We start from the raw sequence: 25,663 nt of genomic DNA on the forward strand, positions 1-25,663 counted from the left end.
AATGTCGGCGCCGACCGTCATCAGGGATCACTTCCTTTTGGGCATGCCGATAGCGCGAATAAACAGCGGGGGGCATGGAGATTAGGCGCGAATCCTGCGCTTACTTTCGACTAAGGTCGGCCGCTTTCCGACATTTGTCAAGCCGCCGACAAGGCACGCACGATGGTGACGTCCCGAACGAAAGGAGATTGCCGGTGAAAACAGAGAAAGCCGTCATCGCCGAGGGGACCGGGAGGCGAGCGCATGGATTCAGGGCGACGATTTCCTCCGTCATCGGATTCGCCCTTGACCTGTACGACCTTTATGTGATCGTATTCGTCGCGCCCGCCATCGCGGCGGTGTTCTTCCCCCTCGAGAACTCCGCGTTGGCGCTGGCCGGCAGCTATGTCGCGCTGGCCGCGACGCTGATCATGCGGCCCGTCGGCGCGGCGCTGATGGGCGTCATCGGCGACCGGCACGGCCGCAAGCGGGCCATGGTCGTGGCGCTGCTCGGCGTGGGCGGCGTGACCGCCGCCATGGGCCTGCTGCCCGGCGCCCAGGCCATCGGTCTCGCCGCTCCCCTGCTGCTCCTGGTCCTGCGCCTGGCCCAGGGCCTGTTCGTCGGCGGCGTCTTCGCCTCCACGCTCACCCTGGCCACGGAGTCGGTGCCGGCGCGCTGGCGCGGCCTGGTCTCCGGGGTGGTCGGCGGCGGCGGCACCGCGATCGGCAGCCTGCTGGCCGCGCTGGCCCTGTTCACCACGACCAGGATCTTTCCCGGCGAGGCGTTCGACGAGTGGGGCTGGCGGGTGATGTTCCTGGCCGGCGGCCTGCCCGTGCTGGTCAGCGTGCTCGTGGTGAAGTACGTCGACGAGTCGCCGCTCTGGCGCGCCAAGGAGGACGGCGCGGAGAACCCGCTGACCCCGCTGCTCTCCCGTGGGCCGCACAGGAAGGTGCTGGCGGCCAACATCGCCGTGGTCTTCGGCGTCGCCACGTTCTTCCTGCTCACGCTGGGGCTGCTGCCCAGCTTCCTGCAGGTGGTCAACGGGCTGAGCGTGGCGACCGTGAGCGTGGTCCTGGTCTGGGTCAACCTCGCGGCCTTCGCCTTCGCGCCGCTCAGCGGCCATCTCAGCGAGCGGTACGGCAGGCGCCGCGTGCTGCTCTGCGCCTCGGCGCTCAACATGGTGGCGCTGCCCTGCCTGTACCTGTGGCTGGCCGGCGTGGGCTCGCCCCTCCTGGTGGCGCTGCCCGCGCTGCTGCTGTCGGGGCTGACCATCGCCGCGTTCGGGCCGCTGCCCATCTTCCTGAACGAGCGCTTCCCCACCGCGATCCGCGCCTCGGGGACGGCCCTGTCGATCAACGGCGGGTTCGCCCTGGCGGGGCTGGTGCCTCCGGTGGTCAACGCTCTCAGCGGCGGCCCCGCGCAGCTGCCCGTCTACGTGGCGGCCGGCCTGGTGCTGGCCGGCGTGGTGAGCGTGGCCACACTCTCCCGCACCTCGGAACCGAGACGCGGGCTCACCTGACCGAGAGGACGATCATGACAACACTTTCCGGGACCCGGCCTTCGGGGGTCCAGATCGCTCCGTGGGTTCCCGCCGACGAGATCCTGGCCGCCAGCTCGGTGCTGAGCAGCGGGTTCAGCACCATCTGGGTGCCCGACCAGATGCTGGCGCGCAACTCCCACGTGCTGATGTCGGCGATCGCCGCCGGCCGGCACGTGGGCGTGGCCAGCGGCGTGACCATCCCGTTGTCGCGCAACCCCATCGACATCGCCGCCGCGATGGCCACGATCGCCGAACTGGTGGCGCCCGGCTACGCGGTGCAGATGGGCGTGGGGACGGGCGGCTCGCTGGTGACCAGCATGTTCACCAGACGTTCCGTGCTCACCCTGCTGCGGGAGAGCATCGGGCTGATCAGGCGGCTGTGGGCGGGCGAGATCGTGCTGCTGCGCGACTACCCGTCATTGAGCGAGCGGCTGGGCTGGCGCGACGACGCCATCGCGCGGCTGTCGTTCCCGCTGACCAGGGACATCCCGATCCTGATGGCCATCGGCGGGCCCAAGAGCAGGGCACTGGCGGAGGACCTCGCCGACGGGCTGATCTGCACGAGCACCTACCCGGCGGTGTCGTACGCGGCCCTGGAGGCCGGCGACCACGAGACCGTGCGCGACGTGGTGGCGCTGGCACGGCGGCGCGCGGCGGCCGGCCGGCCGTTCCGCCTGCTCTACGGCCTCAACTGCTGCGTCTCGAACGACGGCGCCGCGGCCAGGGAGTTCGGCCGCAGGCAGGCGGCCATCGTGGCCGGCAACCCGGTCCTCTGGCCCGACCTGGAACGGGCCGGGTTCGACATGGAGTCGGCGGCCATGGTGCGCGCGGCCCTGCGCGGCGGCAGACCGCTGCCCGAGGCCGCCCAGTACGTCTCCGACGACCTGCTGGACGGGCTCATCGTGTCGGGGACGCCCGAGGCGTGCGCCGCACGCCTGGAGACCCTGGCGGGGCTCATCCACTCCATCGGCTTCGACGACTTCTACATCGGCTCGCCGCTGGGCCCCGACATCGCCGAGGCGTCCCGGCTGCTGGTCGACAAGGTGCTGCCTGCGGTGTGGCCGCAGGAGCTGGGGAGGTAACGCATGTGTGGAATCACCGGATGGGTCGCCTTCGACCGCGACCTGCGCCATGAGCGGCCGACGCTCGAGGCGATGACCCGCACGATGACCTGCCGCGGGCCCGACGCGGAAGGGCTGTGGACGGCCCCGCACGCCGCTCTGGGGCACCGCCGCCTGGCCGTCATCGACCTGGAGGGCGGCGTCCAGCCGATGACCGCCTCCGTGCCCGGTGGCGAGGTGTGCCTGGTCTTCAGCGGCGAGGTCTACAACTTCACCGAGCTGCGCGGCGAGCTGGAACGGCTCGGCGAGCGGTTCACCACCTCCAGCGACACCGAGGTCGTCCTGCGCGGCTACCTGCGCTGGGGCGAGCAGGTGGCCGAACGGCTGAACGGCATGTTCGCCCTGGCCATCTGGGACGACCGCGTGGAGAAGCTGGTGCTGATCCGCGACAGGCTCGGCGTCAAACCGCTCTACATCGCCCCCACCAGGGACGGCCTGCTGTTCGGGTCCGAGCCGAAGGCGATCCTGGCGCACCCGGCCGCCGAGCGCGTGGTCGACGCCGAGGGGCTGCGCGAGTGGCTGTCCTTCGTCATGACGCCCAGGCACGCGATCTGGCACGGCATGCGGCAGGTCGAGCCGGCGACCGTGGTCACCGTGGACGCCTCCGGCGTGCGGGAGCGTACGTACTGGCGGCTCGCGACGCGGGCGCACACCGACGACCTGGAGACCACGATCGCCCAGGTGGGCGACCTGCTCGGCGACACCGTGCGCCGGCAGCTCGTCGCCGACGTGCCCCGCTGCGTGCTGCTGTCCGGCGGCCTCGACTCCAGCGCGCTGACCGTGCTGGCCGCCGCGCATCTCGGAGCCGAGGCCGTGCCCACGTTCTCCGTGGACTTCGTCGGCCAGTCGGACGGCTTTCTGCCCGACGACCTGCGCGGCACCCCCGACGCGCCGTTCGTGCACGCCGTGGCCGAGCACGTCGGCGCCGACCACCGCGACATCGTGCTCGACCACGCCGCACTGGCCGACCCGCAGGTGCGCCGCAAGGCGCTGGAGGCCCGCGACCTGCCCGTGGGCTTCGGCGAGATGGACTTCTCCCTCTACCTGCTGTTCAAGGCGATCGGCGAGCGCTCGACCGTCGCCCTGTCGGGAGAGGCGGCCGACGAGGTCTTCGGCGGCTACCGGCAGTTCCACGACGACCGGATCCGGTGGGCCGACGAGTTCCCGTGGATCGCGGTCAACGCGGGGCCTCTCGACAAGGACGCGCTCTGGCTGAAGCCGGACGTACGCGCCGCGCTCGACCTGGACGGATACCGGCGCGACCGCTACGCCGACGCCGTACGCGAGGTGGAGCGGCTGGACGGCGAGAGCGACCTGGAGTTCCGCATGCGGCTCATGAGCCACCTGCACCTGACCCGGTTCGTGCGCTTCCTGCTGGAGCGCAAGGACCGGCTGAGCATGGCGGTGGGGCTGGAGGTCCGGGTGCCGTTCTGCGACCACCGGCTGGTCGAGTACGTCTACAACGCCCCATGGGCCATGAAGAACCACGACGGCAGGGAGAAGAGCCTGCTGCGCAGCGCCGTCCGCGACCGGCTCCCCGCGGTCGTGGCGGAGCGGGTGAAGAGCGCCTACCCCTCCACCCAGGACACCTCGTACGTCAAAGCGCTGCAGGAGCAGACCAGGGAGCTGCTCAGGCAGCCGGGACACCCGGTGTTCGCCCTGGCCGACCGGGGCCGGCTGGAGGCGGCCATCCGGCAGGAGCCTTCCGCGGTCGACAAGCTCGCCAGGCTCGGCATGGAGCGCGTGCTCGACGTCATGCTGTGGCTGGACATCTACCGCCCTGACGTGCGGCTTCCCTGACGGGCGTACCGCCGGCAGGACACATCGATGACGGGCGGCTTCGCAGAATGGCATCATGCGAACACCGCTCCCCTTACTTAAGGAGTTCCGCATGCCCGAGAATTCATTTGCAGTCGTGCGCAACCACGAGGAGCAGTACTCCATCTGGCCGGCCGGTCAGGATATTCCGGGCGGCTGGGAGCCCGTCGGCGTGGAGGGCACGAAAGAGTTCTGCCTTTCCCGCATCCAGGAATTGTGGACCGATATGCGCCCGCTGAGCCTGCGCACCGCGTCGGCGGACGCCTGACCTGAAAGAAAGGGGGATCCAGGTGACCGCGTTCACCGGCTGGAGCAGCGAACTCGTCACTTTCTTCACCGGCCTGCAAAAAGACAATTCGCGAAGTTACCTGGACGCCCACCGCGACCTCTACCGGCGAGCGGTCTTGGAGCCTGCCGAGGCGCTCGCCGCCGCACTCGAACCCACGTACGGTAAGGCGCACATCTTCCGGCTCCGCAAGGACGCCCGGTTCGCGGACGGCCGGCAGCCGTACCACACCCATCTCGGCGTGCAGTTCGCGGGAGACGGGACGCACCACTACCTGTCGGTGTCCGCGCACGAGCTGATCGCGTCCGTGGGGGTCGTCCGCGCCCGCGGGGCCTGGCTGAGCCGCTTTCGCGCGGCGGCGGCCGGCCCCGCGGGCGCGCGGCTCCTGGACATCATCGCGGACCTGGAGGCCGACGGCTTCACCGTGCCGGGAGAGACGCTGAAGACGGCTCCTCGCGGCTACCCGCGGGACCATCCCCACATCGCCCTGCTGCGCCGCACCGGTCTCGCGGCCACCCTGCGCCGGCCGGCGTCGCTCTGGCTGGACGACCCCGGGGTCACCGAGCTGATCACCGGGGCGTGGGAGCGTGCGGCTCCGTTGAGCGGCTGGCTGCGCCGCTATTCGCCTTTGGAGGATTGACGTGCCCATCTCCCCTGCGACGGTCCGTTCATCGTCGCTCAAGCACTATCAGCGTTCCGCGTGGTCGGCGGGTGACTACACCTCCGTCGCCGGCACCACCACGATCGCCAGCGAGCTGTTGATCGAGCACCTCGACGTACGGCCGGGCGAGCGCGTGCTCGACGCCGCCTGCGGCAGCGGCAACGCCACCATCGCCTGCGCGCGGCGCTTCGCCGACGTCACCGGGCTGGACTTCTCCGCCTCGATGCTGGAGGACGCGCGGCGGCGGATGGAGGCTGAGCGGGTGTCCGCGCGGCTCATCGAGGCCGACGTCGAGAACATCCCGCTGCCCGACGGGGACTTCGACGTCGTCGTCTCCGCCTTCGGCGCCATGTTCGCGCCCGACCAGAAGCGCACCGCGGCCGAGCTGCTGCGGGTCTGCCGTCCCGGCGGCCGGATCGGCCTGGCGTCCTGGACGGCCACCGGGTCCCTGGGTGGCCTGTTCGAGATCATGTCCCGCTACATCCCGCCCACCCCCGGCACGCCGCAGCCCACCGGCTGGGGCGACCCCGACCGGCTGCGCGAGCTGTTCGGCGACGGGATCGCCGGCATCAGGACGGCCCGCAGGGACTTCGTCTTCCGCTACCGCTCCCCCGAGCACTGGCTGGAGCACTTCAAGACCAACTTCGGGCCCACCAGCATGGTCTTCTCCGTGCTGCCGCCACGTCAGGCGGCGGCGCTGGAGCGGGACCTGATCGAGATGTGGGCTCCGTGGAACAGGGCCACCGACGGCGCGCTGATCGCGCCCGTCGAGTACCTGGAGGCCATCCTGGTCAAGCAGCCCTGAGGCGAGTAGGAGAGGCCGGCCGCACGTCGCGGCCGGCCTCTCGTCGTGCCTGCCGGTTCCCCGTGATGTCAGCCGGCCTCGGCGATGGGGGTGAGCGGGGCTCCGAAGGAGCCGAGCAGGGCCTCGATGGCGGGCAGGCAGGTGCCGCAACCGGTCCCCGCGTGGGTCTCCCTGCCGATGGCCGCCGCCGTGTCGGCGCCCGCCAGCCACGCGGTCCTGATCCGTTCCTTGGAGACGGCGTTGCAGTGGCAGACCGTCGCGGCGCCCGGCAGCCGGGCCGGATCGTGCGCCGGTTCGCGAGCGGCCAGCTCGGGGAAGAGCAGGCTCTCCGGCCCGGCGGGCAGGGGGGCCTGCCGGTCGTACAGCTGGGTGAGCGTGCCCGCCGCGTCGCCGCGGCCCAGCAGGATCGCGCCGGCGAGCCGGTCGTCACGGATGACCAGCTTCCTGTAGACCCCGGCGGCGGGATGGCTGAAGGTGACGGTCTCGCCGTCCGCGTGCACGTCGCCCAGCGAGGCCACCTCCAGGCCGGGCGCCTTGAGCCTGGTGACCAGCCGCGACCCGCGATAACGGTCCGGCTCGCCCGCGAGGTGCGCGGCGAGCACGGCTGCCTGCTCCCAGCAGGGCCCGACCAGGCCGTAGACGACGCCGCGGTGCTGGGCGCACTCGCCGATGGCGTACACGTGCGGGTCCTCGGTGCGCAGCAGGTCGTCCACCACGACGCCACGCTCGACGGCCAGGCCCGACTCGCGGGCGAGCGACGTGACGGGACGCACCCCGCAGGAGGCGACCACCAGGTCGGCCGCGATCGGCGTGCCGTCGCTGAGCACCACCCCCTCGGGCTCGACCGCCGCGACGCTGACGCCGACGCGGACGGTGATGCCGAGGCCGGCCAGCGTCGTCGCGAGGATGTCGCCTCCGTGGGCGTCGAGCTGGCGTTCCATGAGGTGGCCCGCGAGGTGCACGACGGTCACCCCGACGCCGCGTACCGCGAGCCCGCGTGCCGCCTCGATGCCGAGCAGGCCGCCGCCGATCACCACGGCGTGGCGCGCGGTGCGGGCGCCGGCGACGATACGGTCGCAGTCGTCCAGCGTGCGGAACGGCAGGGCGCGTTCGATGCCGGGCACGGGCGGCACGAGCGGCTCGCTGCCGGTGGCGAGGACGCAGACGTCGTAAGGGGTGCGGCCGCCGTCCTCGGCGACGACCTGCCGCGCCGCCCGGTCGATCGCGGTGACCCGCACGCCCGCGCGCACCTCGACGTCGCCGGGCAGCGGAGTCGCGAGCTGGCTCGCGCGGGTGGCGCCGGCGAGCACGCCGGACAGCAGCACCCTGTTGTACGGCAGGCGCGGCTCCGCCCCGAACAGGGTGATGTCCGCGCCCCGCAGCCGTGCGTCACTGACCAGCCGGGCGCCGGCCATGCCGCCGCCTATCACTACCACTCTCACGGACGGCCTCCACGCGTACGGCGCACACCTTCAGCTCCGGCATGCGCGACAGGGGATCCAAAGCCGGATTCGTCAGGAAATTGGCTCCCGGCCAGTGGAAGGGCATGAACACCGTGTCGCGACGGACGCCGGCGCTGATCCTGGCGGGCACGACGACGCTGCCCCGCCTGCTGCTCACGCGGACGGCGTCGCCCTGCGCCACGGACAGCCGGGCCGCCAGCTCGGGGTGCAGCTCGACGAACGGCCCTGGGACGGCACGGTCGAGGTCACGGACCCGGCGGGTCTGCGCGCCGCTCTGGTAGTGCTGCAGCACCCGTCCGGTGGTCAGGTAGACCGGGTAGTCGGCGCAGACGTCCTCGGCGGGCGGGCGGAACCCGACGGGCACGAAGCGCGCCCTGCCGTCCTCCGTGGCGAAGCGGTCGAGGAACAACCGGGGCCCGCCCCAGAAGCCGCCGGTGTCGTAGTCGATGGGCGTGTAGTCGACGGGGCCGCCGGCACTGGCCCGCCGGAGCTCGGCGAAGACGCGCCGGGGGTCGGGGGTGAAGTCGCCAGGGGCGTCCAGCCGCCGCGCGAGCTCGTGCATGACCTCCAGGTCCGAGCGCACGTCCGGCGGCGGTACGGTCGCCCGGCGGCGGCGGACGACCCTGCCCTCCAGGGTCGTCATGGTGCCGTCCTCCTCCGCCCATTGGGTGACGGGCAGCACCACGTCGGCCATGCGGGCGGTCTCGGACGGGACGACGTCGCACACCAGCAGGAAGTCGAGGGCGCGCAGCCGTTCCCGTACGCGGGCCGTCTCCGGCGCGGAGACCGCCGGGTTGGAGCCGAACACCAGCAGCGCCCGCGGCCCGTCCTCGGTGCCCAGCGACTGGAGAAGCTCGTACGCCGACCGCCCGGGTCCCGGCAGGTCCTCGGGGCGCACTCCCCAGACGCGGGCGACGTGCGCGCGGGCCTCGGGGTCGCGGATGTCGCGGCAGCCGGGCAGCTGGTCGGCCTTCTGCCCGTGCTCGCGCCCGCCCTGGCCGTTGCCCTGCCCGGTGAGCGTGCCGAAGCCGGAGCCGGGACGGCCGGGCAACCCGAGTGCGAGCGCCAGGTTGACGAAGGCCGTCACCGTGTCCACGCCCTTGGCGTGCTGCTCCGAGCCGCGCGCGGTGAGCACGACGGCGGGCCGCCGCGCGAGCGCGCGTACCGACTCGCGCAGCAGCCGCACCGGCACCCCGGTGATGCGCTCGGTCCGCTCGGGCCAGTACGCGTTGGACTCCGCGACCGCCGCGGCGAATCCGCGGGTCCGGTCGGCGATGTAGCCGGCGTCGATGAGGTCGTCGGCGACCGCGATGTGCAGCAGCCCCAGCGCCAGCGCGAGATCCGTGCCGGGGGTGAGCTGCAGGTGCACGTCCGCGAGCCGGGCGGTGGCCGTCGCCCGCGGATCCACCACGATCAGCCGCTTCGCGCCGCGCAGCCGGCGGACGAGGGGCGGCATGGTCTCGGCCGGGTTGGCCCCGGCCAGCAGCACCGTCTCCGCCCGCGCGAGGTCGTCGGCGGGGAACGGCAGGCCGCGATCGGCGCCGAAGGCGCGCCGCACCGCGACGGCCGCCGACGACATGCAGAAGCGCCCGTTGTAGTCGATCTGGCTGGTACGCAGCGCGACCCGGGCGAACTTGCCCAGCAGGTACGCCTTCTCGTTGGTCAGCCCGCCCCCGCCGAACACGGCCACGCCGTCAGGCCCGTGGGCGTCCTGGATCTCCCGGATGCGCGTGACGGCCAGATCGAGCGCCTCGTCCCACGTCGCCGCCCGGCCGCCCACCAGGGGCGTGGTCAGCCGGTCGGGCGCGCGCAGGACCTCGGCCGCCGTCCAGCCCTTCTGGCACAGGCTCTCGGCCGAGATCAGCCCGCCGGCCGAGACGTCCATGCCGCACTGGAGGGCGCAATAGGGGCAGTGCGTCCTCGTCATACCCGCGCCTCGGCCAGGCTGGGCCGCCACCACAGCAGCACCGTGCGCAGGTAGCACCACCACGTCACCCCGCAGCAGGCGAGGTAGAACAGCACGAACGCGGCCAGCGCCGCGCCCGCGCCGCCGAAGGCCGCGTACGACTCGCCGAACGCCCGGTTGATGAAGAAGCCGCCCAGCGCGCCGACGGCCGACACCAGGCCGAGCGCTGATGAGGTCGCCCGCCTGCCGCCCTCCACGCTGCCTTCGACCGCGGTGAAGATGGCCGGGATCATCCGGTACGTGGAGCCGTTGCCCGCTCCCGACGCGACGAACAGCAGCATGAACGCCGCGAAGAACGCCAGGAACGCGCCGGAGGCGAGCGCGGCCCACACCGCCAGCGCGCCGGCGCCCATGACGGCGAAGGTCCAGAAGGTCACCTTCGCGCCGCCGTACCGGTCGGACAGCCAGCCGCCGAGCGGCCTGGCCAGCGACCCGGCCAGCGGGCCCGCGAAGGCCGGCGCGCCGACGGCGACGTACGGGAACTCGTTGCTCATCAGCAGCGGGAAGGCGGTGGCGTAGCCCATGAACGAGCCGAACGTGCCGATGTAGAGGAACGACATGATCCACATCTGCCGGTGGCGCACCACCCGGAACTGCTCGCGCACGCTCGCCCTGGCCGAGGCCAGGTTGTCCATCCCCCACCAGGCGGCGAACGCCGCGACCAGCAGCAGCGGCACCCAGACCCACCCGGCCGCGGCCACCCCGTAGGCGGCGACCACCGCGGGGATGAGCACCTGGACGGAGCTGACCCCGATGTTGCCTCCCGCCGCGTTGAGTCCCAGGGCGACGCCCTGCTTGCCGGCGGGGAAGAAGTTCGTGATGTTGGCCATGCTGGAGGCGAAGTTCCCGCCGCCGAGCCCGGCCGTCGCCGCGATCACCACGAACATCCAGTACGGCGTCCCGGGGTCGCGTACCGCCACCGCGAGCAGCAGGGCGGGCACCAGCAGCAGCAACGCGCTCAGGACGGTGAAGTTCGCGCCGCCCATCCGCGCGGGCAGGAACGTGTAGGGGATCCGCAGCACGGCGCCCACCAGATTGGGCAACGCCACCAGCCAGAACAGCTGGTTCACCGAGAGATCGCGGCCGCCGAGCTCCAGAGTGACCACACTCCAGACCGTCCACACGGCGAATCCCAGATGTTCCACGACTATCGACAGCACGAGATTGCGCCAGGCGACTTTCCGGCCCACCGCCCGCCAATAAGCCGCGTCCTCGAGTCGTAAATCGTCGATACCGCGACGCCGGGAAAGACGAATCACCATGTTTTCTATAATGAGGCAGATCGCGGGCGCGAAAACAATCACAGACACAAAGGATGGTCGTGGTGATAGAATCCCCCGTCGCGCTTATCCCCCATCATCAGCTCTTGATCTTCCTGTTGCAAGGCTGCGCGTTGTTAGTGGCGGCCCGGTTGCTCGGCGCGCTGGCCAGGTCCGTCGGGATTCCCGCGATCGTGGGCGAATTGACGGCGGGCGTGCTGCTCGGACCGACCGTGCTCGGCAATGCGGCACCCGAATTCTTCGCGTGGTTGTTTCCGCGCGATCCCGCCCAGTTCCACCTGCTCGACGTCGTGGCCCAGCTCGGCGTGCTCCTGCTGGTCGCGCTGACCGGCGCCGAGCTGGACGCCGGCGTGCTGCGCAGCCGCCGCCGCGCGGTCGTCGCCGTCAGCGTCGCGGGGATGCTCGTGCCGCTCGGCCTGGGCGTCGCGACGGGGTTCCTGATGCCGGCCTGGCTGCGGCCCGACAGCGCGGATCCGCTGGTGTTCGCGCTGTTCCTGGGCGTGGTGACGGGCGTGAGCGCGCTGCCGGTCATCGCGAAGACGCTGATGGACCTCGGCCTGCTCGGGCACCGCGTCGGCCAGCTGATCATCGCATCAGGCGTGCTGCAGGACGTCGCCGGCTGGCTGCTGCTCATGGTCGTCACGGCGCTGGCGACCTCCGGCCTGTCGGGGGGCGGCTGGGCCGTGTCGCTCGCCGCCCTGCCCGTGCTGGCGTGCGTGCTGCTCGTCGGCAGGCCGCTGGCCCGCTGGACGGTCCGTACCGCGCCGAGCTCCGGGGTCACCGCGATCGTCGCCATGACGCTGGTGGGGGCGGCGACGGCGCACGCCATGGGGCTGGAGCCGGTCTTCGGCGCGCTGCTCGCGGGCCTCGCCATCGGCTCCGTACGCGCGCACGTCGGCCAGGCGCTGGCCGTGGTGCGTACGTGGGTGATGTCGGTGCTCGCGCCGCTGTTCTTCGCCACGGTGGGCCTGCGCATGGACCTGACGGCGCTGGCCGAGCCCGCGATCCTGGCCGTGTCGGCGGCGGTGCTCTGCGTCGGCGTGACGGGCAAGTTCGCCGGCGCCTGGATCGGGGGCGCCTGCTCCGGCATGGACCGCTGGGAGCGCCTGGCGGTGGGCGCCGGAATCAACGCCCGCGGCGTGGTCGAGGTCATCATCGCGACGGTCGGCCTGCGCCTCGGAATTCTCGACGCCACCATGTACACGGTCATCGTGCTGTTCGCCATCGCCACGTCATTGGCCGCCCCGCCGATCCTGCGATTCGCGACCCGCAGGATGCCCGCGGGCGAAATGGCGGTGTCCCGCCGGCGAGACCTCGTCGTTGACTGAATGGCCCTCCCGAGTATCGTCGTGGCCACATGAATTTGTTTCCCCGTGGAGCTGCTCATGAAATTCGGGATTGGCATCGGCCGCACTTTGTCGGCCTATCAGGCGGCTAATGTCGCGACGCTTGCTGACGAACTTGGATACGAGCACTGCACCTTCATCGAGTCGCAGAACCTGTGTCGCGACTCGACCGTCATGATGGCGCTCGCAGCCGAGCGCACGACGCGCATCAAGCTCGGCCACGCGGTCACCAATCCGTATATCCGGCATCCCGCCGTATTGGCCAACACCATTGCCACGATCGACGAGCTGTCCGGCGGCCGTGCCTTTCTCGGCATCGGCGCGGGCGGCAGCGCGGTCGCCATGGTGGGCCGCAGCGCGCGCCCGCTGGGCGAGCTGCGTGACATGGTCTCCTTCTTCCGCTCGTTCGTCGCGGGTGAGGAGGCGACCTGGCACGAGGCGCCGATGCGGTCGGGATGGTCGCGCAGGGACATCCCCGTCGTGCTGGGCACCCACGGCGCGCGCAGTTGCCGGCTGGCGGGAAGCATCGCCGACGGCGTGTTCCTGCCGGGCCTCGACCCGCGCATCGCCGCGTGGAAGCGGGAGCGAGTGGCCGAGGGCGCCGCGCAGGCCGGCCGGACGCCGGCCGACCTGCAGCTGTGGAGCAGGGGCGCGGTGTTCGTCCATGAGGACGTGGACTACGCCAGGGAGTTCGTCCGCTCCTACGCCGCCACCTCGGCCTTCTTCCTGTGGCGCTCGGCGGTCAGCCGCCCTGAGCCGGTGAACCGCCTGCTCGCCTCCGCGCTGCCCGCGGGCGTGGTGGAGGAGATGGCCAAGCTGGCCGAGCGCTACCAGTGGGAGCAGCACGAGGCCAAGGGCGCGGCACACGCCCGCGACCTGTCCAGCGAGCTCATCGACTGCTTCGCGATCTACGGCCCGCCTGAGCGCTGCGTGGAGCGCTTGGCCGCCCTGGCCGACGTCGGCGTGGACGCGGTGTCGTTCACCCTGTACGGCGTCCCGGACAAGGCCGACATGATCACCCGCATCATCCACGACGTGGCCGGTCAGCTCCGCTGACGACCGGTCGGCTCCGCCGACGATTCGGAAGGAATGCGCCAATGCCGTTCATCACGGTGCTCATGCTCAGCGGCAAGGATCTCGACCAGCGCCGCAGATTCGCAGAAGAGGTCACCAAGTCGGCCGAGGCGACGCTGGGCGCCAGGCCCGAAGAGGTGCGCGTCCGGTTCGTGGAGATGACACGCAGCGATTTCGCCCGCGCCGGACGACTGATGTGTGACGAGGTGTGAGGAACATGGGTGTGGCTACGCTGACCGGCACGAGGGCCCGGGCGTCGGCCCGGCAGTCCCGGTTGTGGTACTTGCAGCATCTGCACGACGCCGTCGCCCCCTTCACCACGGGCGACGCGGTGATCGTCGAAGGCCCGCCGCGCGAGGAACGGCTGCGCGCCGCGATCGCCCAGCTCCATCTGCGGCACGCGGAGTTGCGCTCCGGTCTCGCCCCCTCCGACGGAGTGATCCGCAGGGTGCCGGCCGACCAGCCGCCCGCCGTGGTCGTGGAGGAAGGCGAGGAGTCCGCCGTCGCGCGGTGGGCGGCGCAGGCGGCCAGGATCCCCTTTGACATCGCGGGCGGCCCGCTGTGGAGAGTGCGCGTCCTGTCGTTGCCGGACGAGCGGCACGTGGTGCTGCTCGTCGCCCACCATCTGATCGCCGACGACTTCCGGGTCCGTGACCTGCTGGACGAGCTGCTCACCTGCTATGACGGCGGCTCGCCAGGTCCTTGCGCCGACCCGGTGCCGGCGCGGGAGTCGGATGACGCCGTCGAGGCGGCGGCCCGCCGGCTGCACGGCGCGCCCACCGGCCTCGAACTGCCGGCGGACCGGCTGCGCCCGCCCGTGCTGAGCTACCGGGGCGGCCGGGCCCGCGCCGACGTCGAGGCGGCCGTGCTGGAGCGGGCCGGCGGCGAGGATGCGCTGCTCGCCGCGTTCGCGGTGCTCGCCCACCGCTACACCGGGTCCGAGGAGGTCGTCGTCGCGGTGCACGACCCGGCGGTGACCGTCGAGGGCGCGGTCAACCCGCTGCCCGTGCGCATCGACCTGACCGGCGACCCCGTCTTCGCCACCGTGCTGCGGCGGGTGCGCGACGCCGTCGAGGAGGCGCGCGTCCACGGCACCGTGCCGTTCGAAGCGGTGATCGGCCGCGTGGAGCGCGAGCACGACCCCAGCCGACGGCCGCTGTGCCAGCTCGCCTACTTGACGTCGCGGTCGTCGCGGCCGCGGCACCGCGCGGTGGAGGTGGACACGGGCGTCGCCCTGTTCGACCTCGCCCTGTCCGCCCGGCCGCACGAGCACGGCGCGTCCCTGACCCTCGGCTACGACGCCGACCTGTTCACGGCCGAGACCGTGCGGCGCTTCGGGGCCAACCTGGTCACGCTGCTGACGAGCGTCGCGGAGCACCCCGAGGTGCCGATCTCCCGGCAGCGGATCCTGACCGGCGAGGAGAGCGCGCTGATCGCCCGGCGCCAGGACGGCGGCCCCGTCGCGGGTGACGCGCCGGTGCACCGGCTCATCGCCGAGCAGGCCGCGCGCCGCCCCGACGCGTGGGCGCTGATCTCCGAGTCCGCGCGGCTGACCTTCGCCGAGCTGAACGGCCGGGCCAACAGGATCGCCCACCACCTGCGCGACCTCGGCGTGCGCCGCCAGACCCCGGTGGGCGTGTGCCTGCCCAGGTCGGCCGAGATGGTCGTGGCCGTGCTCGGCGTGCTCAAGGCGGGCGGCGCGGCCGTCCTGCTCGATCCCGCGCAGCCCGCGCGGCGGCTGGCGATGATGCTGGACGACTCCAGGCCGCTCGCCGTGCTCACCGCCGAGGAGCAGCTCGGCAAGGTGCCGGGCACGTACGCCGGGCACATCTGGTGCCTCGACCGCGACGGCGACCTGCTGAACCGGTCGTCCGCCGCCGACCCCGACGAGTGGGCGCACCCGCTGTCGGTCTGCCAGATCGCCTACACGTCCGGCTCGACCGGCGAGCCGCGCGGCGTGGCGTTCAACCACGCGGCGGTGGTCAGGGGCGCGATGGGCACCCGGCGGTGCTACCGGCTGAGCGAGGCCGACCGGGGCACGTGGATCTCGGCGCCCGGGTTCGGCATCTCGTTCGTCAACGAGCTGTGGCCGTTCCTGACCGCGGGCGCGGCGGTGCACATCGCCGGCGAGCTGACCGTGAGCACGCCGTTCCGGCTGCGGGACTGGCTGGTGGACAACGGGATCACGGTGTCGCTGGTGACCAAGGCGCTGGCCGAGCGGCTGTGCGCGGTCGACTGGCCGGAGGAGGTGGCGCTGCGGACGCTGCTGGTGTCCGGTGAGCGGACCGGCTGGCTGTCGTCCACGGTGCCGTTCGAGGTGGCCGTCATCTACGGCTCGACCGAGACCACGAACGCCACGACCTGCCTGAACGAGACGGCGGGCACCCGCATCACGCCCAGGCGGATCCCCGAGGAGGAGCGGTGGTCGATCTCGTCGCCCATCGGGCTGCCGGTGCCGGGCGCGCGCGTGTACGTGCTGGACGCCAACCTGCAGGTCGTCCCCATGGGCGTGCCCGGCCAGATCCACGTGGGCGGCGAGCTGCTGCAGAGCGGCTACGTCAACCGGCCGGGCCTGACCGCCGCCAAGTGGCTGCCCGACCCGTACGCGGGCCGTGCCGGCGCCCGCATGGTGGCCAGCGGCGACATCGGCCGCATGCTGCCCGACGGCTCGATCGAGATCCTCGGCCGGGTGGACGATCAGATCAGCCTCAACGGCTACCGCGTCGAGCCCGGCGAGGTGGCCGCGCGCCTGCTCGAACATCCGGCGGTGCGGCACGCCGCGGTCGTCGTGCGCGAGGACGAGCCGGGCGAGCGGCGGCTGGTCGCGTACGTGGTGCCGGAGGTCAACCGCCGGGTGCACAAGTCGGAGCTGCTCGAACTGCTGCGCGAGCAGCTGCCCGGCTACATGGTGCCGGGGGCGTGCGAGCTGATCGACGCGCTGCCGACGCTGCCCAACGGCAAGCTCGACAAGAGCCGCCTGCCCGCGCCCGACCGGGGCGGCCGCTCGGTCACCTACGAGGAGCCCGCCACCGAGGTGGAGCGGGAGCTGGCCGAGATCTGGCGCTCGGTGCTGCGCACCGACACCGTGGGCGCCGACGACAACTACTTCGAGCTGGGCGGCGACTCGCTGACCGGCATGGAGCTGATGGCCGCGATCAGCGCCGCCTTCGGCGTCGAGCTCGCGCTGTCCGTCCTGTTCGAGGCGCCCACCGTCCGGGAGATGAGCCGGGCGATCGAGCGGGAGCGCGACGGTGACGGGGCCCGCGCTGCGGACAAGGACGCGCTGCCGGTGATCCGCACCGACCCGGCCGCCCGGTACGAGCCCTTCCCGCTCACCGACATCCAGCACGCGTACTGGATCGGCCGGCTGACCGGCATGGAGCTCGGCGACGTCGGCTGCCACGGCTACCAGGAGTGGGACGTCGCCGACCTCGACGTCGAGCGCCTGCGTGAGGCCATCGACCGGCTGGTGCGCAGGCACGACATGCTGCGCGCGGTCGTGACCGGCGACGGCCGCCAGCGGGTGCTGCCCGAGGTGCCGCCGTACGAGGTGGAGGTGACCGACCTGCGCGGGGCCGGCGCGTCCGAGCGCGCGGCCGCGCTGGCCGAGATCCGCGAGCGGCTCTCCCACGAGGTGCTGGCCGCCGACCGGTGGCCGCTGTTCGGCGTGCGGGTGACCCGGGTGGACGAGGTCGTCTCCCGCGTGCACATCAGCTTCGACCTGCTGATCTTCGACGCCAGGAGCGCCCGCGTCTTCACGCAGGAGCTGTCCAGGCTCTACCGGGATCCCGGCGTGCCGCTGCCGCCGATCGAGCTGTCGTTCCGCGACTACGTGCTGGCGGAACGCGCCGCGCGGGAGAGCTCCCCGCTCTACCGGGCCGCCCGCGAGTACTGGGAGGGCAGGCTGGCCGAGCTGCCGCACGCGCCCGAGCTGCCCTACCTGCGCAGCCTCGGTTCGGTCGAGAACCCCAGGTTCGAGCGGCACGCGGGCCGCGTCGAGCCCGACGTGTGGCTGCGGCTGCGGCACGCGGCGGCCGGCGCCGGCATCACCCCGTCGGCGCTGCTGCTCGCCGCCTTCGCGGAGATCCTCGCCACCTGGAGCTCGGGGCCGCGGTTCACCGTCAACATGACGCTGTTCAACAGGCCGCCGCTGCATCCGCAGCTCAACGACCTGCTGGGCGACTTCACCTCCGGTCTGCTGCACGCGGTCGACCATCGCGGCGCCGACTTCGCCGCCCGCGCCCGCGACGTGCAGGAACGGCTCTGGCAGGACCTGGAGCACCGGCACGTCGGCAGCGTGCAGGTGCTGCGGGAGCTGGGCAGGCGGCAGGGCGGCGCGCCCAGGGCCGCCATGCCGGTCGTGTTCTCCAGCCTGGTCGGGGTGCCCCGCATGGACTGGGGCAACATCGGCCGCTACGTCTTCGGCGTCACGCAGACCCCGCAGGTCGCGCTCGACCACCAGGTGATGGAGGTGGACGGCGGGCTGGACTACTGCTGGGACGCGGTGGCCGAGCTGTTCCCTGCCGGGCTGATCGGCGACATGGCCGAGGCGTACGGCCGGCTGCTGCGCCGCCTCGCCGACTCCCCCGAGGCGTGGCGGGAGCCCAGCCCGGTCACGCTCCCGCAGTCCACCGTCGAGCGCCGCGCCGCGGTGAACGCCACCACGGCGGAGGTGACGGCGGAGCTGCTGCACGAGCCGTTCCTGCGGCAGGCCGCGCGGACGCCCGACGCCGCCGCGGTCATCGACGAGCGGGTGATCACGTACCGGGAGCTCGCCGACGCGTCGTCGGCACTGGCCGCCCGCGTGATCGACGCGGGCGGCGGGCCCGAGCGGCTGGTCGCGGTGCTCATGCGCAAGGGCTGGGAGCAGATCGCGGCCGTGCTCGGCGTGCTGCGGGCCGGCGCCGCCTACCTGCCGGTCGATCCCGACCTGCCGGCCGAGCGCATCGCGTACCTGCTCGAGAACGGCCAGGCCGACATCGTGCTCACCCAGGAGGGCATGGACCTCCCGTCGGCCGCCAAGGTGATCGACAAGGTCATCACGGTGCCCGGCGACCCCGCCGCGCTGCGGCCGGCGGCGGTGCCCGAGTGCCCCGCCACGCCCGACTCCCTGGCGTACGTCATCTACACCTCCGGCTCCACCGGCAGGCCGAAGGGCGTGATGATCGAGCACAGGGCGGCGTGGAACACGATCGCCGACATCAACGAGCGGGTCGGCCTCGGGCCCGGCGACCGCGTGCTCGCGCTCTCCTCGCTCAGCTTCGACCTGTCGGTCTGGGACGTCTTCGGGCTGCTCGCCGTCGGCGGCGCCCTGGTCGTGCCGCCGGTCTCGGCGAGCCCGGACCCGCGCGCCTGGGCCGGCCTGGTGGCCCGCGAACGCGTCACGATCTGGAACTCGGTGCCCGCGTTGTGGCAGATCCTCGCCGACTACCTGCGCGGGCGCGGCGAGCGGGTCGCCCCGAGCCTGCGCACGGTGATGCTCAGCGGCGACTGGATCCCGCTCACCACGTACGAGCACCTGACCGAGGTCTCTCCCGGCACCCGGCTGATCAGCCTGGGCGGCGCGACCGAGGCCGCCATCTGGTCCATCGCGCACGACGTCGGCCCCGGCACGCCGGACTGGCCCAGCGTGCCGTACGGCAGGCCGCTGCGTAACCAGCGCTGGCACGTCCTGGACGACCGGCTGGAGCCCTGCCCCGACTGGGTCACCGGAGCGTTGTTCATCGCCGGTGACGGGCTGGCCCGCGGCTACTGGGCGCGGCCCGAGCTGACCGCCGAGCGGTTCATCACGCACCCGCGGACCGGCGAGCGGCTCTACCGGACCGGCGACCTGGGCCGCTACCGCCCGTCGGGCGACCTGGAGCTGCTGGGACGCGAGGACTTCCAGGTGAAGATCCTCGGCCACCGCATCGAGCTGGGCGAGATCGAGACGGCGCTGGCCGCCCACCCGCAGGTCGCCGCGTGCTGCGTGGTGGCCGTGGGCGAGCGTACGGCGAAGCGGCTGATCGCCCACCTGGTGCCGGAGCCGGGCGCCGAGCCCGATCCCGCCGAGATCAGGGAGTTCCTGGCCGGCAAGCTGGTGCGCGACGTCGTGCCGACGCACTACAACGTCCTCACCGAGTTGCCGCTGACCTCCAACGGCAAGGTGGACAGGCCCGCCCTGGCCGCGCTCGGCGCACCCGAGCGCAGACGCTCAGGCGGGGGCGGGCCCGCGTCACCCGCCGAGGCGGCGCTGGCCGGCATCGCGGCGGAGATCCTCGGCGTCGACGAGCTCGGCCCCGAGGAGGACTTCTTCGCCGCGGGCGGCGACTCGCTGCGGGCCATCGCGTTCATCAACGAGGCCGCGAACGCGGGCTACGACATCCCCGTCGAGTCCTTCTTCCAGTTCCCGACCATTCGCGCCGCCGCGGCCGCGGGGCCGGTCGTGGTGGACATGAGAGGAGAGTCGGCGTGAGCGTACACGCCCTGATCGAGGAGCAGGCCAGGCGCGGCCCGCACCGGCCCGCCGTGGTGTCCGGCTCCACGGTGCTCGACTACGGCCGGCTCAACGGCCGCGCCAACCAGGCGGCCCGCCTGCTCAGGAAGCTGGGGGTGAGCGCCGACGAGCCCGTGGGCACCTGCCTGTCCCGCTCGCCCGACGCGGTGGTGTCCGCGCTGGCCATCGTCAAGGCCGGCGCGGCGCCCGTCCTGCTCGACCCGGCGGCGCCCCTGGAGCGCACGGTCGCCCAGATCCGCGCCTGCCGCGTCAAGGTGCTGGTCACCTCCACGGTGAACGGCGACGTCGCGGCGCGGCTCCAGTCCGCGGTGGCGGAGCTGGGGATGCGGGTCGTACGGCTGGACGCCGACCGGGAGCAGATCGACGAGCTGCCCGCCGACGACCTCACGGACGTGCGCGTCACCCCCGACAGCGCCGCGCACGTCGTCCACACCTCCGGCTCCGTCTCCACCCCCAAGGCGGTGGTGGCCAGGCACGAGACCGTCAGCGAGTGCGTGGCGCTGGCCCGCGAGGAGTTCGGCTTCTCCGACGAGGACCGGGTGGCCTGGTGCTCCTCGCCCGGGTTCGGCGTGTCGCTGGTCAACGAGTTGTGGCCGGCGCTGGCATCGGGCGCCGCCGTGCACATCCCGGACGCCGAGACGCTGCTGGTGCCGCAGCGGCTGCAGGAGTGGATCCGGCGGTCGCGGATCACCGTGGTGCACCTGGTGGGGACGCTCGCCGTACCGCTGTGCGAGCTGAGCTGGCCCGCGGACACCCCGCTGCGGCTGCTGCTCACCACAGGCGAGCGGTTCCGGCTCGGGCCCGACGCGGCGCCGCCGTTCGCGATCGCCGTCACCTACGGCTCCACCGAGACCACCCACATCACCGGGCGGACCGGCCCCCGCGAGACGGTCGGCCGCCCGCTCGGCGGCGCCGCCGTCCATCTGCTGGACGAGGCGGGCCGCCCGGTGCCCGACGGCGAGGTCGGCGAGGTGCACGTCGGCGGACGGCGCCTGGCGCGGGGCTACCTGGACGACCCCGCGCTGACCGCGGCCAGGTTCCTGCCCGACCCGTTCTCCGGCGAGCCGGGCGCCCGCATGTACCGTACGGGCGACCTCGGCAGGTTCGACGCCGAGGGTGAGCTGGTCCTGGTCGGACGGGTGGACCGGCAGGTCAAGATCCGGGGCGTCACCGTCAACCTGGACGAGGTGGAGGCGGTCGTCGCCGCGCACGCGGGCGAGGCGGCCGTGGTGACCGCCGGGGACGAGCCACGGATCGTCGCCTACCTCGCCGATGTCGCGGGCTCCGGCGTGACCGCCCTGCACAGGGCGCTGGCCGCGCGGCTCCCGCGTACCCACATCCCCGCCGAGTTCGTGCTGCTCGACCGGCTGCCCCGCACCGTCACCGGCAAGGTGGACAGGGCTGCGCTGCCCGCGCCGCGCCGCTCCTCCTCCCCTGCGGACGCGCCGCAGGAGCACGGCGACCTCGCCGCTCTCTGGCGCGAACTGCTCGAACGCGACCGCGTCGGCATCGACGACGACTTCTTCGAGCTGGGCGGCCACTCACTGCTCGCGGCCCGCATGGTCATGGAGATCCAGGAGCGGCACGGCGTCAAGGTCGACCTCACGGCCTTCTACGAGCGGCCCACCATCCGCGCGCTGTCCGGCCTGCTGGCCGCCGCCGACCAACCGGACAACGTGCTGGTCCGGGTGAGCGGTCCGGAACGGCCGCTCGTCCGGCTGGTGTGCTTCCCCTACGCGGGCGGCGGCGTCAACGCCTACTCCACGTGGGGCGAGCTGCTGCCGCCCCACGTCGAGCTGGTCTGCGCGCAGCCGCCGGGCCGCGGGCCCCGGCTGACCGAGCGGCCGCTGGAGTGGGTGGCCGAGCTGGTGGCCGGGCTGGGACCGCGGCTGGCGGCCGACCCGCATCCGCGTACGTTCCTGTTCGGGCACAGCCTGGGCGCGATCGTGGCCTTCGAGGTGGCGCGCTGGCTGCGCAGGAACGGGCACCCCGAGCCCGCCGGGCTGCTGGTCGCCGGTTCCGCCTCCCCCCAGACGCCGATCACGGCGCGCGTCCACCTGCTGCCCGACGACGACCTGCTCGCGCACGTCGGCACGCTGGGCGGCACCGACCGGCGCCTGGTCGACGACGAACGGCTCCGCCCCGTGCTGCTGCCGGCCCTGCGCGCCGACTTCACCATGCACGAGACCTACCGTTACACGCCGGACGAACCCCTGGACTGCCCCGTCACCGCGTTCGCGGGCAGCCACGACGACGACGCGCCGGTCGAGGACGTGCTGGGCTGGCGGGAACAGACCGGCGGCACGTTCCGGCTGGAGGTGCTGGACGGCGGCCACTTCTTCATCGCGTCGGAGCGGGAGCGCCTGCTGGCGCTGATCGGCGACGCGCTCGCCGTGGAAGCGGAGCCGGTGACATGAGGATCGCATCGGGACACACGTCGATCGACGTCGCCTCCACCGGCACCGGGCCCGCGATCCTGCTGGTGCACGGGACGGGCGACGACAAGACCTGCTGGCGGCAGGTGGTTCCGCTGCTCGCCGGCCGCCACCGCGTCCACGTCATGGACCGGCGCGGCAGGGGCGGCAGCGGCGACGCGGGCGGGTACGCCATCGAGGCGGAGGCCGGCGACATCGTGACCGTGCTCGACCACCTCGGCCCCGCGACGCTGGTCGGGCACTCGTACGGCGCGATCTGCGCGCTGGAGGCGGCCTCCCGCGCACCTTCCTCGGTCACCGGGCTGGTGCTGTACGAGCCGCCCGTCCCCGTCCCCGGCACGCCCGACTTCTCGGGCGTGGCGGCCAGAGTCGCCGGCCTGTGCGCCCAGGGTCTCAGGGAGGAGGCGCTCTGCGTCTTCCTGGTCGAGGTGACCGGGCTGGATCCGGGGCTCGTCCGGCTGCTCAGGCGCGTACCGGGGTTCGCCGAACGGGCGGCGGTCGCCGACACCGTCGCCCGCGAGATCGACGCCACCCACCGCTACGTCCTCGACCGCGCGCGGCTGGCCGCGCTGGACGTGCCCACCCTGCTGCTCAAGGGCGACAGGAGCGCGCCCGGCCTGCACGACGCCGTCGCGATGATCGCGGAGCTCGTGCCGCGCGCGGTCACCGAGGTGCTGCCCGGGCAGGCGCACCGGGCCATGGAAGGAGCGCCCGCCCTGCTGGCGGACGCCATCGACACCTTTGCTGGGAGGTACTCACATGAAGCGCACACCCGTTGACCCGTGGGAGTGGAACATCAAGTTCGGTTTCCACCAGGGCGAGGTCGTCGAGGGGCACCGCAGGATCCTCGTGTGCGCGGGCCAGACCGCGCTGGACGAGAACGGCGAGGTCGTCCAGCCCGGTGACATGGCCGCCCAGATCGGGCTTGCCCTGGACAACGTGGAGGCCGTCCTGCACGAGGCCGGCATGCGGCTGTCGGACGTCGTCAGGCTGAACCAGTACACCACCGACATGGAGCTGTACCTGCAGCACGTGGGCGTGATGGGCAAGCGGCTCGAGGCCGCCGGCATCGCCCCGCCCGGGACCCTGCTGCAGGTCTCCGGGCTGGCCTTCCCCGGTCTGGTGGTGGAGCTGGAAGCCACCGCGGTGGCATGAGCGTCCATGAGACGGTCGTGCCCCGCCCTGGCACGGCCCTGGAGCGCCTGACCGCCGCGGACGACGACCTGTGGCGGCGCGGGCTGCTGTCGCTGGTCGTGAGCAGGGACGACACACCCGTCCTCACCCTGCACCCGCACGCCGCCCCGCCGCCGCGCCCGTCGCACGGCGGGACCGGCCGCCCGGTCTCGGAGCTCACGGTGCTGCGCCGGGTGGGCGAGCAGTACGCGCTGGAGTCGGCCCGTGCCTGGTGCTCGGTACGCGTGGAGCAGCCCGACGAGCTGCCCGCCCTGCTCACGGGGAAGGGCGACCTGTGCCACTACCTCGACTGGGCCTGCCTGACCGCCGACGAGAGCGAGTCGGCGCAGTTGTCGCTGGCCCAGTGGACGCCGCACGAGCTGGCCTTCCACCAGCAGACGCGTGTCCCCGGCGTCCACCGGGACGCCGGCTTCGGCCGCTCCCACTGGGGGGCGCGGTTCGCCGCGCTGCCGGCGCGCCACGAGCGCTTCAGCGGCGAGGGGATCGAGCTGGCCAAGCCGGACCTCGCCGAGCTGCGGCGCTCGGACCCGACCGTCACGGCCGTGCTGGAGCAGCGGCGGAGCATCCGCGAGCACGACGACGGTCATCCGCTCACCGCCGCGCAGCTCGGGCACTTCCTGTTCCGCTGCGCGCGCAACCGGTGGCTCGTGCAGCGGAACGGGTCCGAGTATCTGAGCAGGCCGTACCCGGCGGGCGGCTCGGCGTACGAGCTGGAGATCTACCCCGTGGTGCGGAACGTCGCGGGGCTCGATCCAGGCCTGTACCACTACGACCCGCAGGACCACATGCTCAGGCGGGCCGGTGAGCGCACCGGCGAGCTGCTCGCCCACGCCGCCGTCGTCGCGGGCACCGAGCGGCAGCCGCAGGTCCTGCTGGTCATCGCGGCCCGGTTCGGCCGGGTCATGCGCACTTACCGGGGCATGTCGTACGCCCTGATTCTCAAGCACGTCGGCGTGGTCCAGCAGGTCATGTACACCGTGGCCACGGCCATGGGACTGGCGGTCTGCGCCCTGGGCGACGGCGACGCCACGGCCTTCGCCGACGCCACGGGCCTGGATCCGATGAGCGAGGCCAGCGTGGGCGAGCTCGTCCTGGGGAGCAGGCCGGCTCGTACGAACGCGGGAGGAGTCTGATGTCCACCACCATGGTGACCAGCCACGGCCGCTGTGCCGTGCTGGAGGAGCCCCGGGGGCCCAGCGGCATCCGCATGCACAAGCGCGCCGTGCCCGACCCGCCTCCTGGGAAGGTGAACGTACGGCTGCGGGCCTCCGGGCTGAACCATCTCGACCTGTGGGTGGTGAACGGCGCCCAGCGGGTCAGGACGCCGCGCGTCATCGCCGCCGACGGCGCGGGCGAGGTCGTGGCCAGCGCCGCGGAGGGCTGGTCGGCGGGTGACGAGGTGGTGCTGTACCCGGTGGCGGCCTGCTGGACCTGCGCCGACTGCAAGGCGGGCCGCCACATCTACTGCAGCGGCTTCGCCGTCCTCGGCGAGCACGCGGACGGCAACGCCTGCGAGGTGGTGCAACTGCCCGCGCGCAACCTCGTCCGCAAGCCCGCGGCCCTGTCCTGGGCCGAGGCCGGCGCCCTGCCGCTGGCCTTCCTCACCGCCTGGCGGATGCTGGTCTCGCGGGGCCGGCTGTCCGCCGGCGAGACGCTGCTGGTGGTGGGGGCCGGCGGAGCGGTCGGTACGGCGTCGGTGCTGATCGGCGCGCACCTCGGCGCTCGGGTCCTGGCCACCACCCGCGACCTGGGCAAGGCCGATGAGCTGCGGGCGCTCGGCGCGGCCGACGTCTTCTCCTCCGACGGGTTCTCCAAGAAGGTCGTCGACCGTACCGACGGTGACGGCGCCCACGTCGTGATCGACCATGTCGGAGCGGCGACGTTCGACGAGTCGCTGCGCTCGGCGACGGTCGGCGGCCGGGTGGTGACCTGCGGCGCCACGACCGGGGTGAGCGTGCCGCTGAACCTGCCGCGGGTCTTCGTACGCCAGCTGGAGATCCTGGGCTCGACCACGGGGACGCTGGCGGAGTTCGAGGACCTGGTCGCCGCCACGGAGGCGGGTTTGCGGCCGGCCATCGCGCGTGAATTCGGACTTGACGAAATTCGGGAAGCCCTGGCGTATATGGAATCGTCCAGCAATATTGGCAAGGTAATTCTGCGGCAATAGTGGCGCGTTGTGATGGTTCGTCATAGGCGTA

At 72.7% G+C, this 25,663-nt stretch carries 18 protein-coding genes; 15 read left to right on the plus strand and 3 right to left on the minus strand.

Going from position 1 to position 25,663, the window contains the following annotated elements; genetic code table 11:
- Positions 1-74: 74 nt before the first annotated feature.
- From ACFFR3_RS34160 to ACFFR3_RS34185, 6 genes are all read left to right on the plus strand, one after another.
- Positions 75-1,499, plus strand: coding sequence for an MFS transporter (locus ACFFR3_RS34160; RefSeq protein ID WP_364367841.1), 1,425 nt, complete (start codon positions 75-77; stop codon positions 1,497-1,499).
- A gap of 14 nt (positions 1,500-1,513) precedes the next feature.
- Entirely contained in the window at positions 1,514-2,602 is a 1,089-nt protein-coding gene (locus ACFFR3_RS34165) for an LLM class flavin-dependent oxidoreductase (protein WP_364367844.1), read from the plus strand.
- Positions 2,603-2,605: 3 nt separating this feature from the next.
- Entirely contained in the window at positions 2,606-4,441 is a 1,836-nt protein-coding gene (asnB, locus tag ACFFR3_RS34170) for an asparagine synthase (glutamine-hydrolyzing) (RefSeq protein WP_364367847.1), read from the plus strand.
- A gap of 91 nt (positions 4,442-4,532) precedes the next feature.
- Positions 4,533-4,727 (plus strand): MbtH family protein, encoded by a 195-nt coding sequence (locus ACFFR3_RS34175; RefSeq protein WP_345392643.1) that lies wholly within the window; start codon positions 4,533-4,535, stop codon positions 4,725-4,727.
- A gap of 22 nt (positions 4,728-4,749) precedes the next feature.
- Positions 4,750-5,385, plus strand: coding sequence for a DUF2461 family protein (locus tag ACFFR3_RS34180; protein WP_364367850.1), 636 nt, complete (start codon positions 4,750-4,752; stop codon positions 5,383-5,385).
- 1 nt (position 5,386) lies between these two features.
- A complete protein-coding gene (locus ACFFR3_RS34185) occupies positions 5,387-6,211 on the plus strand; it encodes a class I SAM-dependent methyltransferase (RefSeq protein WP_364367853.1) in 825 nt (274 codons plus the stop codon).
- 68 nt (positions 6,212-6,279) lie between these two features.
- Here the strand turns inward: ACFFR3_RS34185 and ACFFR3_RS34190 are convergent, their stop codons facing one another.
- The 3 genes from ACFFR3_RS34190 to ACFFR3_RS34200 are packed head-to-tail and all read right to left on the minus strand — an operon-like array spanning position 6,280 to position 10,785.
- On the minus strand, positions 6,280-7,653 hold the full coding sequence (locus tag ACFFR3_RS34190) for an FAD-dependent oxidoreductase (RefSeq protein ID WP_345392652.1): 1,374 nt from the start codon (positions 7,651-7,653) through the stop codon (positions 6,280-6,282).
- Positions 7,601-9,601, minus strand: a complete 2,001-nt coding sequence (locus tag ACFFR3_RS34195) for a molybdopterin oxidoreductase family protein (RefSeq protein WP_379484476.1) — start codon at positions 9,599-9,601, stop codon at positions 7,601-7,603. The genes ACFFR3_RS34190 and ACFFR3_RS34195 overlap by 53 nt, the downstream gene beginning before the upstream one ends.
- Positions 9,598-10,785 (minus strand): MFS transporter, encoded by a 1,188-nt coding sequence (locus ACFFR3_RS34200; RefSeq protein WP_379484477.1) that lies wholly within the window; start codon positions 10,783-10,785, stop codon positions 9,598-9,600. Before ACFFR3_RS34200 ends, ACFFR3_RS34195 begins: the two co-directional genes overlap by 4 nt.
- 221 nt (positions 10,786-11,006) lie before the next feature.
- Between ACFFR3_RS34200 and ACFFR3_RS34205 the strand changes: the two genes are divergently transcribed.
- Genes ACFFR3_RS34205 through ACFFR3_RS34245 form a run of 9 tightly spaced genes read left to right on the plus strand, consistent with a single transcriptional unit; the run spans position 11,007 to position 25,632 of the window.
- Positions 11,007-12,248: a cation:proton antiporter gene (locus ACFFR3_RS34205; RefSeq protein WP_379484478.1), complete on the plus strand. Its 1,242-nt coding sequence runs from the start codon at positions 11,007-11,009 to the stop codon at positions 12,246-12,248.
- Positions 12,249-12,305: 57 nt separating this feature from the next.
- Positions 12,306-13,322, plus strand: coding sequence for an LLM class flavin-dependent oxidoreductase (locus ACFFR3_RS34210; RefSeq protein ID WP_345392661.1), 1,017 nt, complete (start codon positions 12,306-12,308; stop codon positions 13,320-13,322).
- A gap of 41 nt (positions 13,323-13,363) precedes the next feature.
- On the plus strand, positions 13,364-13,552 hold the full coding sequence (locus tag ACFFR3_RS34215) for a tautomerase family protein (RefSeq protein ID WP_345392664.1): 189 nt from the start codon (positions 13,364-13,366) through the stop codon (positions 13,550-13,552).
- Positions 13,553-13,557: 5 nt separating this feature from the next.
- Positions 13,558-19,794: a non-ribosomal peptide synthetase gene (locus tag ACFFR3_RS34220; RefSeq protein WP_379484479.1), complete on the plus strand. Its 6,237-nt coding sequence runs from the start codon at positions 13,558-13,560 to the stop codon at positions 19,792-19,794.
- Positions 19,791-22,253, plus strand: a complete 2,463-nt coding sequence (locus ACFFR3_RS34225; protein ID WP_364367872.1) for an AMP-binding protein — start codon at positions 19,791-19,793, stop codon at positions 22,251-22,253. The genes ACFFR3_RS34220 and ACFFR3_RS34225 overlap by 4 nt, the downstream gene beginning before the upstream one ends.
- Positions 22,250-23,050: an alpha/beta fold hydrolase gene (locus ACFFR3_RS34230; protein WP_345392676.1), complete on the plus strand. Its 801-nt coding sequence runs from the start codon at positions 22,250-22,252 to the stop codon at positions 23,048-23,050. The genes ACFFR3_RS34225 and ACFFR3_RS34230 overlap by 4 nt, the downstream gene beginning before the upstream one ends.
- Positions 23,031-23,426 carry a RidA family protein gene (locus tag ACFFR3_RS34235; protein WP_345392679.1) on the plus strand — a complete coding sequence of 132 codons (396 nt, stop codon included), beginning with the start codon at positions 23,031-23,033 and terminating at the stop codon, positions 23,424-23,426. Before ACFFR3_RS34230 ends, ACFFR3_RS34235 begins: the two co-directional genes overlap by 20 nt.
- Positions 23,423-24,598: a SagB family peptide dehydrogenase gene (locus ACFFR3_RS34240; RefSeq protein WP_364367875.1), complete on the plus strand. Its 1,176-nt coding sequence runs from the start codon at positions 23,423-23,425 to the stop codon at positions 24,596-24,598. Before ACFFR3_RS34235 ends, ACFFR3_RS34240 begins: the two co-directional genes overlap by 4 nt.
- Positions 24,598-25,632, plus strand: a complete 1,035-nt coding sequence (locus ACFFR3_RS34245) for a zinc-binding dehydrogenase (protein ID WP_364367878.1) — start codon at positions 24,598-24,600, stop codon at positions 25,630-25,632. The genes ACFFR3_RS34240 and ACFFR3_RS34245 overlap by 1 nt, the downstream gene beginning before the upstream one ends.
- The last annotated feature ends 31 nt before the right edge of the window (positions 25,633-25,663 follow it).

Source organism: Nonomuraea salmonea (assembly GCF_042428605.1).
Classification (GTDB): domain Bacteria; phylum Actinomycetota; class Actinomycetes; order Streptosporangiales; family Streptosporangiaceae; genus Nonomuraea; species Nonomuraea salmonea.

What these genes read in the sequence shown, in the direction of transcription:
- ACFFR3_RS34160 (WP_364367841.1), top strand. Translation starts at nt 75, where the DNA reads ATGGAGATTAGGCGCGAATCCTGCGCTTACTTTCGACTAAGGTCGGCC.
- ACFFR3_RS34165 (WP_364367844.1), top strand. Translation starts at nt 1,514, where the DNA reads ATGACAACACTTTCCGGGACCCGGCCTTCGGGGGTCCAGATCGCTCCG.
- asnB (WP_364367847.1), top strand. Translation starts at nt 2,606, where the DNA reads ATGTGTGGAATCACCGGATGGGTCGCCTTCGACCGCGACCTGCGCCAT.
- ACFFR3_RS34175 (WP_345392643.1), top strand. Translation starts at nt 4,533, where the DNA reads ATGCCCGAGAATTCATTTGCAGTCGTGCGCAACCACGAGGAGCAGTAC.
- ACFFR3_RS34195 (WP_379484476.1), bottom strand. Translation starts at nt 9,601, where the DNA reads ATGACGAGGACGCACTGCCCCTATTGCGCCCTCCAGTGCGGCATGGAC.
- ACFFR3_RS34210 (WP_345392661.1), top strand. Translation starts at nt 12,306, where the DNA reads ATGAAATTCGGGATTGGCATCGGCCGCACTTTGTCGGCCTATCAGGCG.
- ACFFR3_RS34215 (WP_345392664.1), top strand. Translation starts at nt 13,364, where the DNA reads ATGCCGTTCATCACGGTGCTCATGCTCAGCGGCAAGGATCTCGACCAG.
- ACFFR3_RS34220 (WP_379484479.1), top strand. Translation starts at nt 13,558, where the DNA reads ATGGGTGTGGCTACGCTGACCGGCACGAGGGCCCGGGCGTCGGCCCGG.
- ACFFR3_RS34230 (WP_345392676.1), top strand. Translation starts at nt 22,250, where the DNA reads ATGAGGATCGCATCGGGACACACGTCGATCGACGTCGCCTCCACCGGC.
- ACFFR3_RS34235 (WP_345392679.1), top strand. Translation starts at nt 23,031, where the DNA reads ATGAAGCGCACACCCGTTGACCCGTGGGAGTGGAACATCAAGTTCGGT.
- ACFFR3_RS34240 (WP_364367875.1), top strand. Translation starts at nt 23,423, where the DNA reads ATGAGCGTCCATGAGACGGTCGTGCCCCGCCCTGGCACGGCCCTGGAG.
- ACFFR3_RS34245 (WP_364367878.1), top strand. Translation starts at nt 24,598, where the DNA reads ATGTCCACCACCATGGTGACCAGCCACGGCCGCTGTGCCGTGCTGGAG.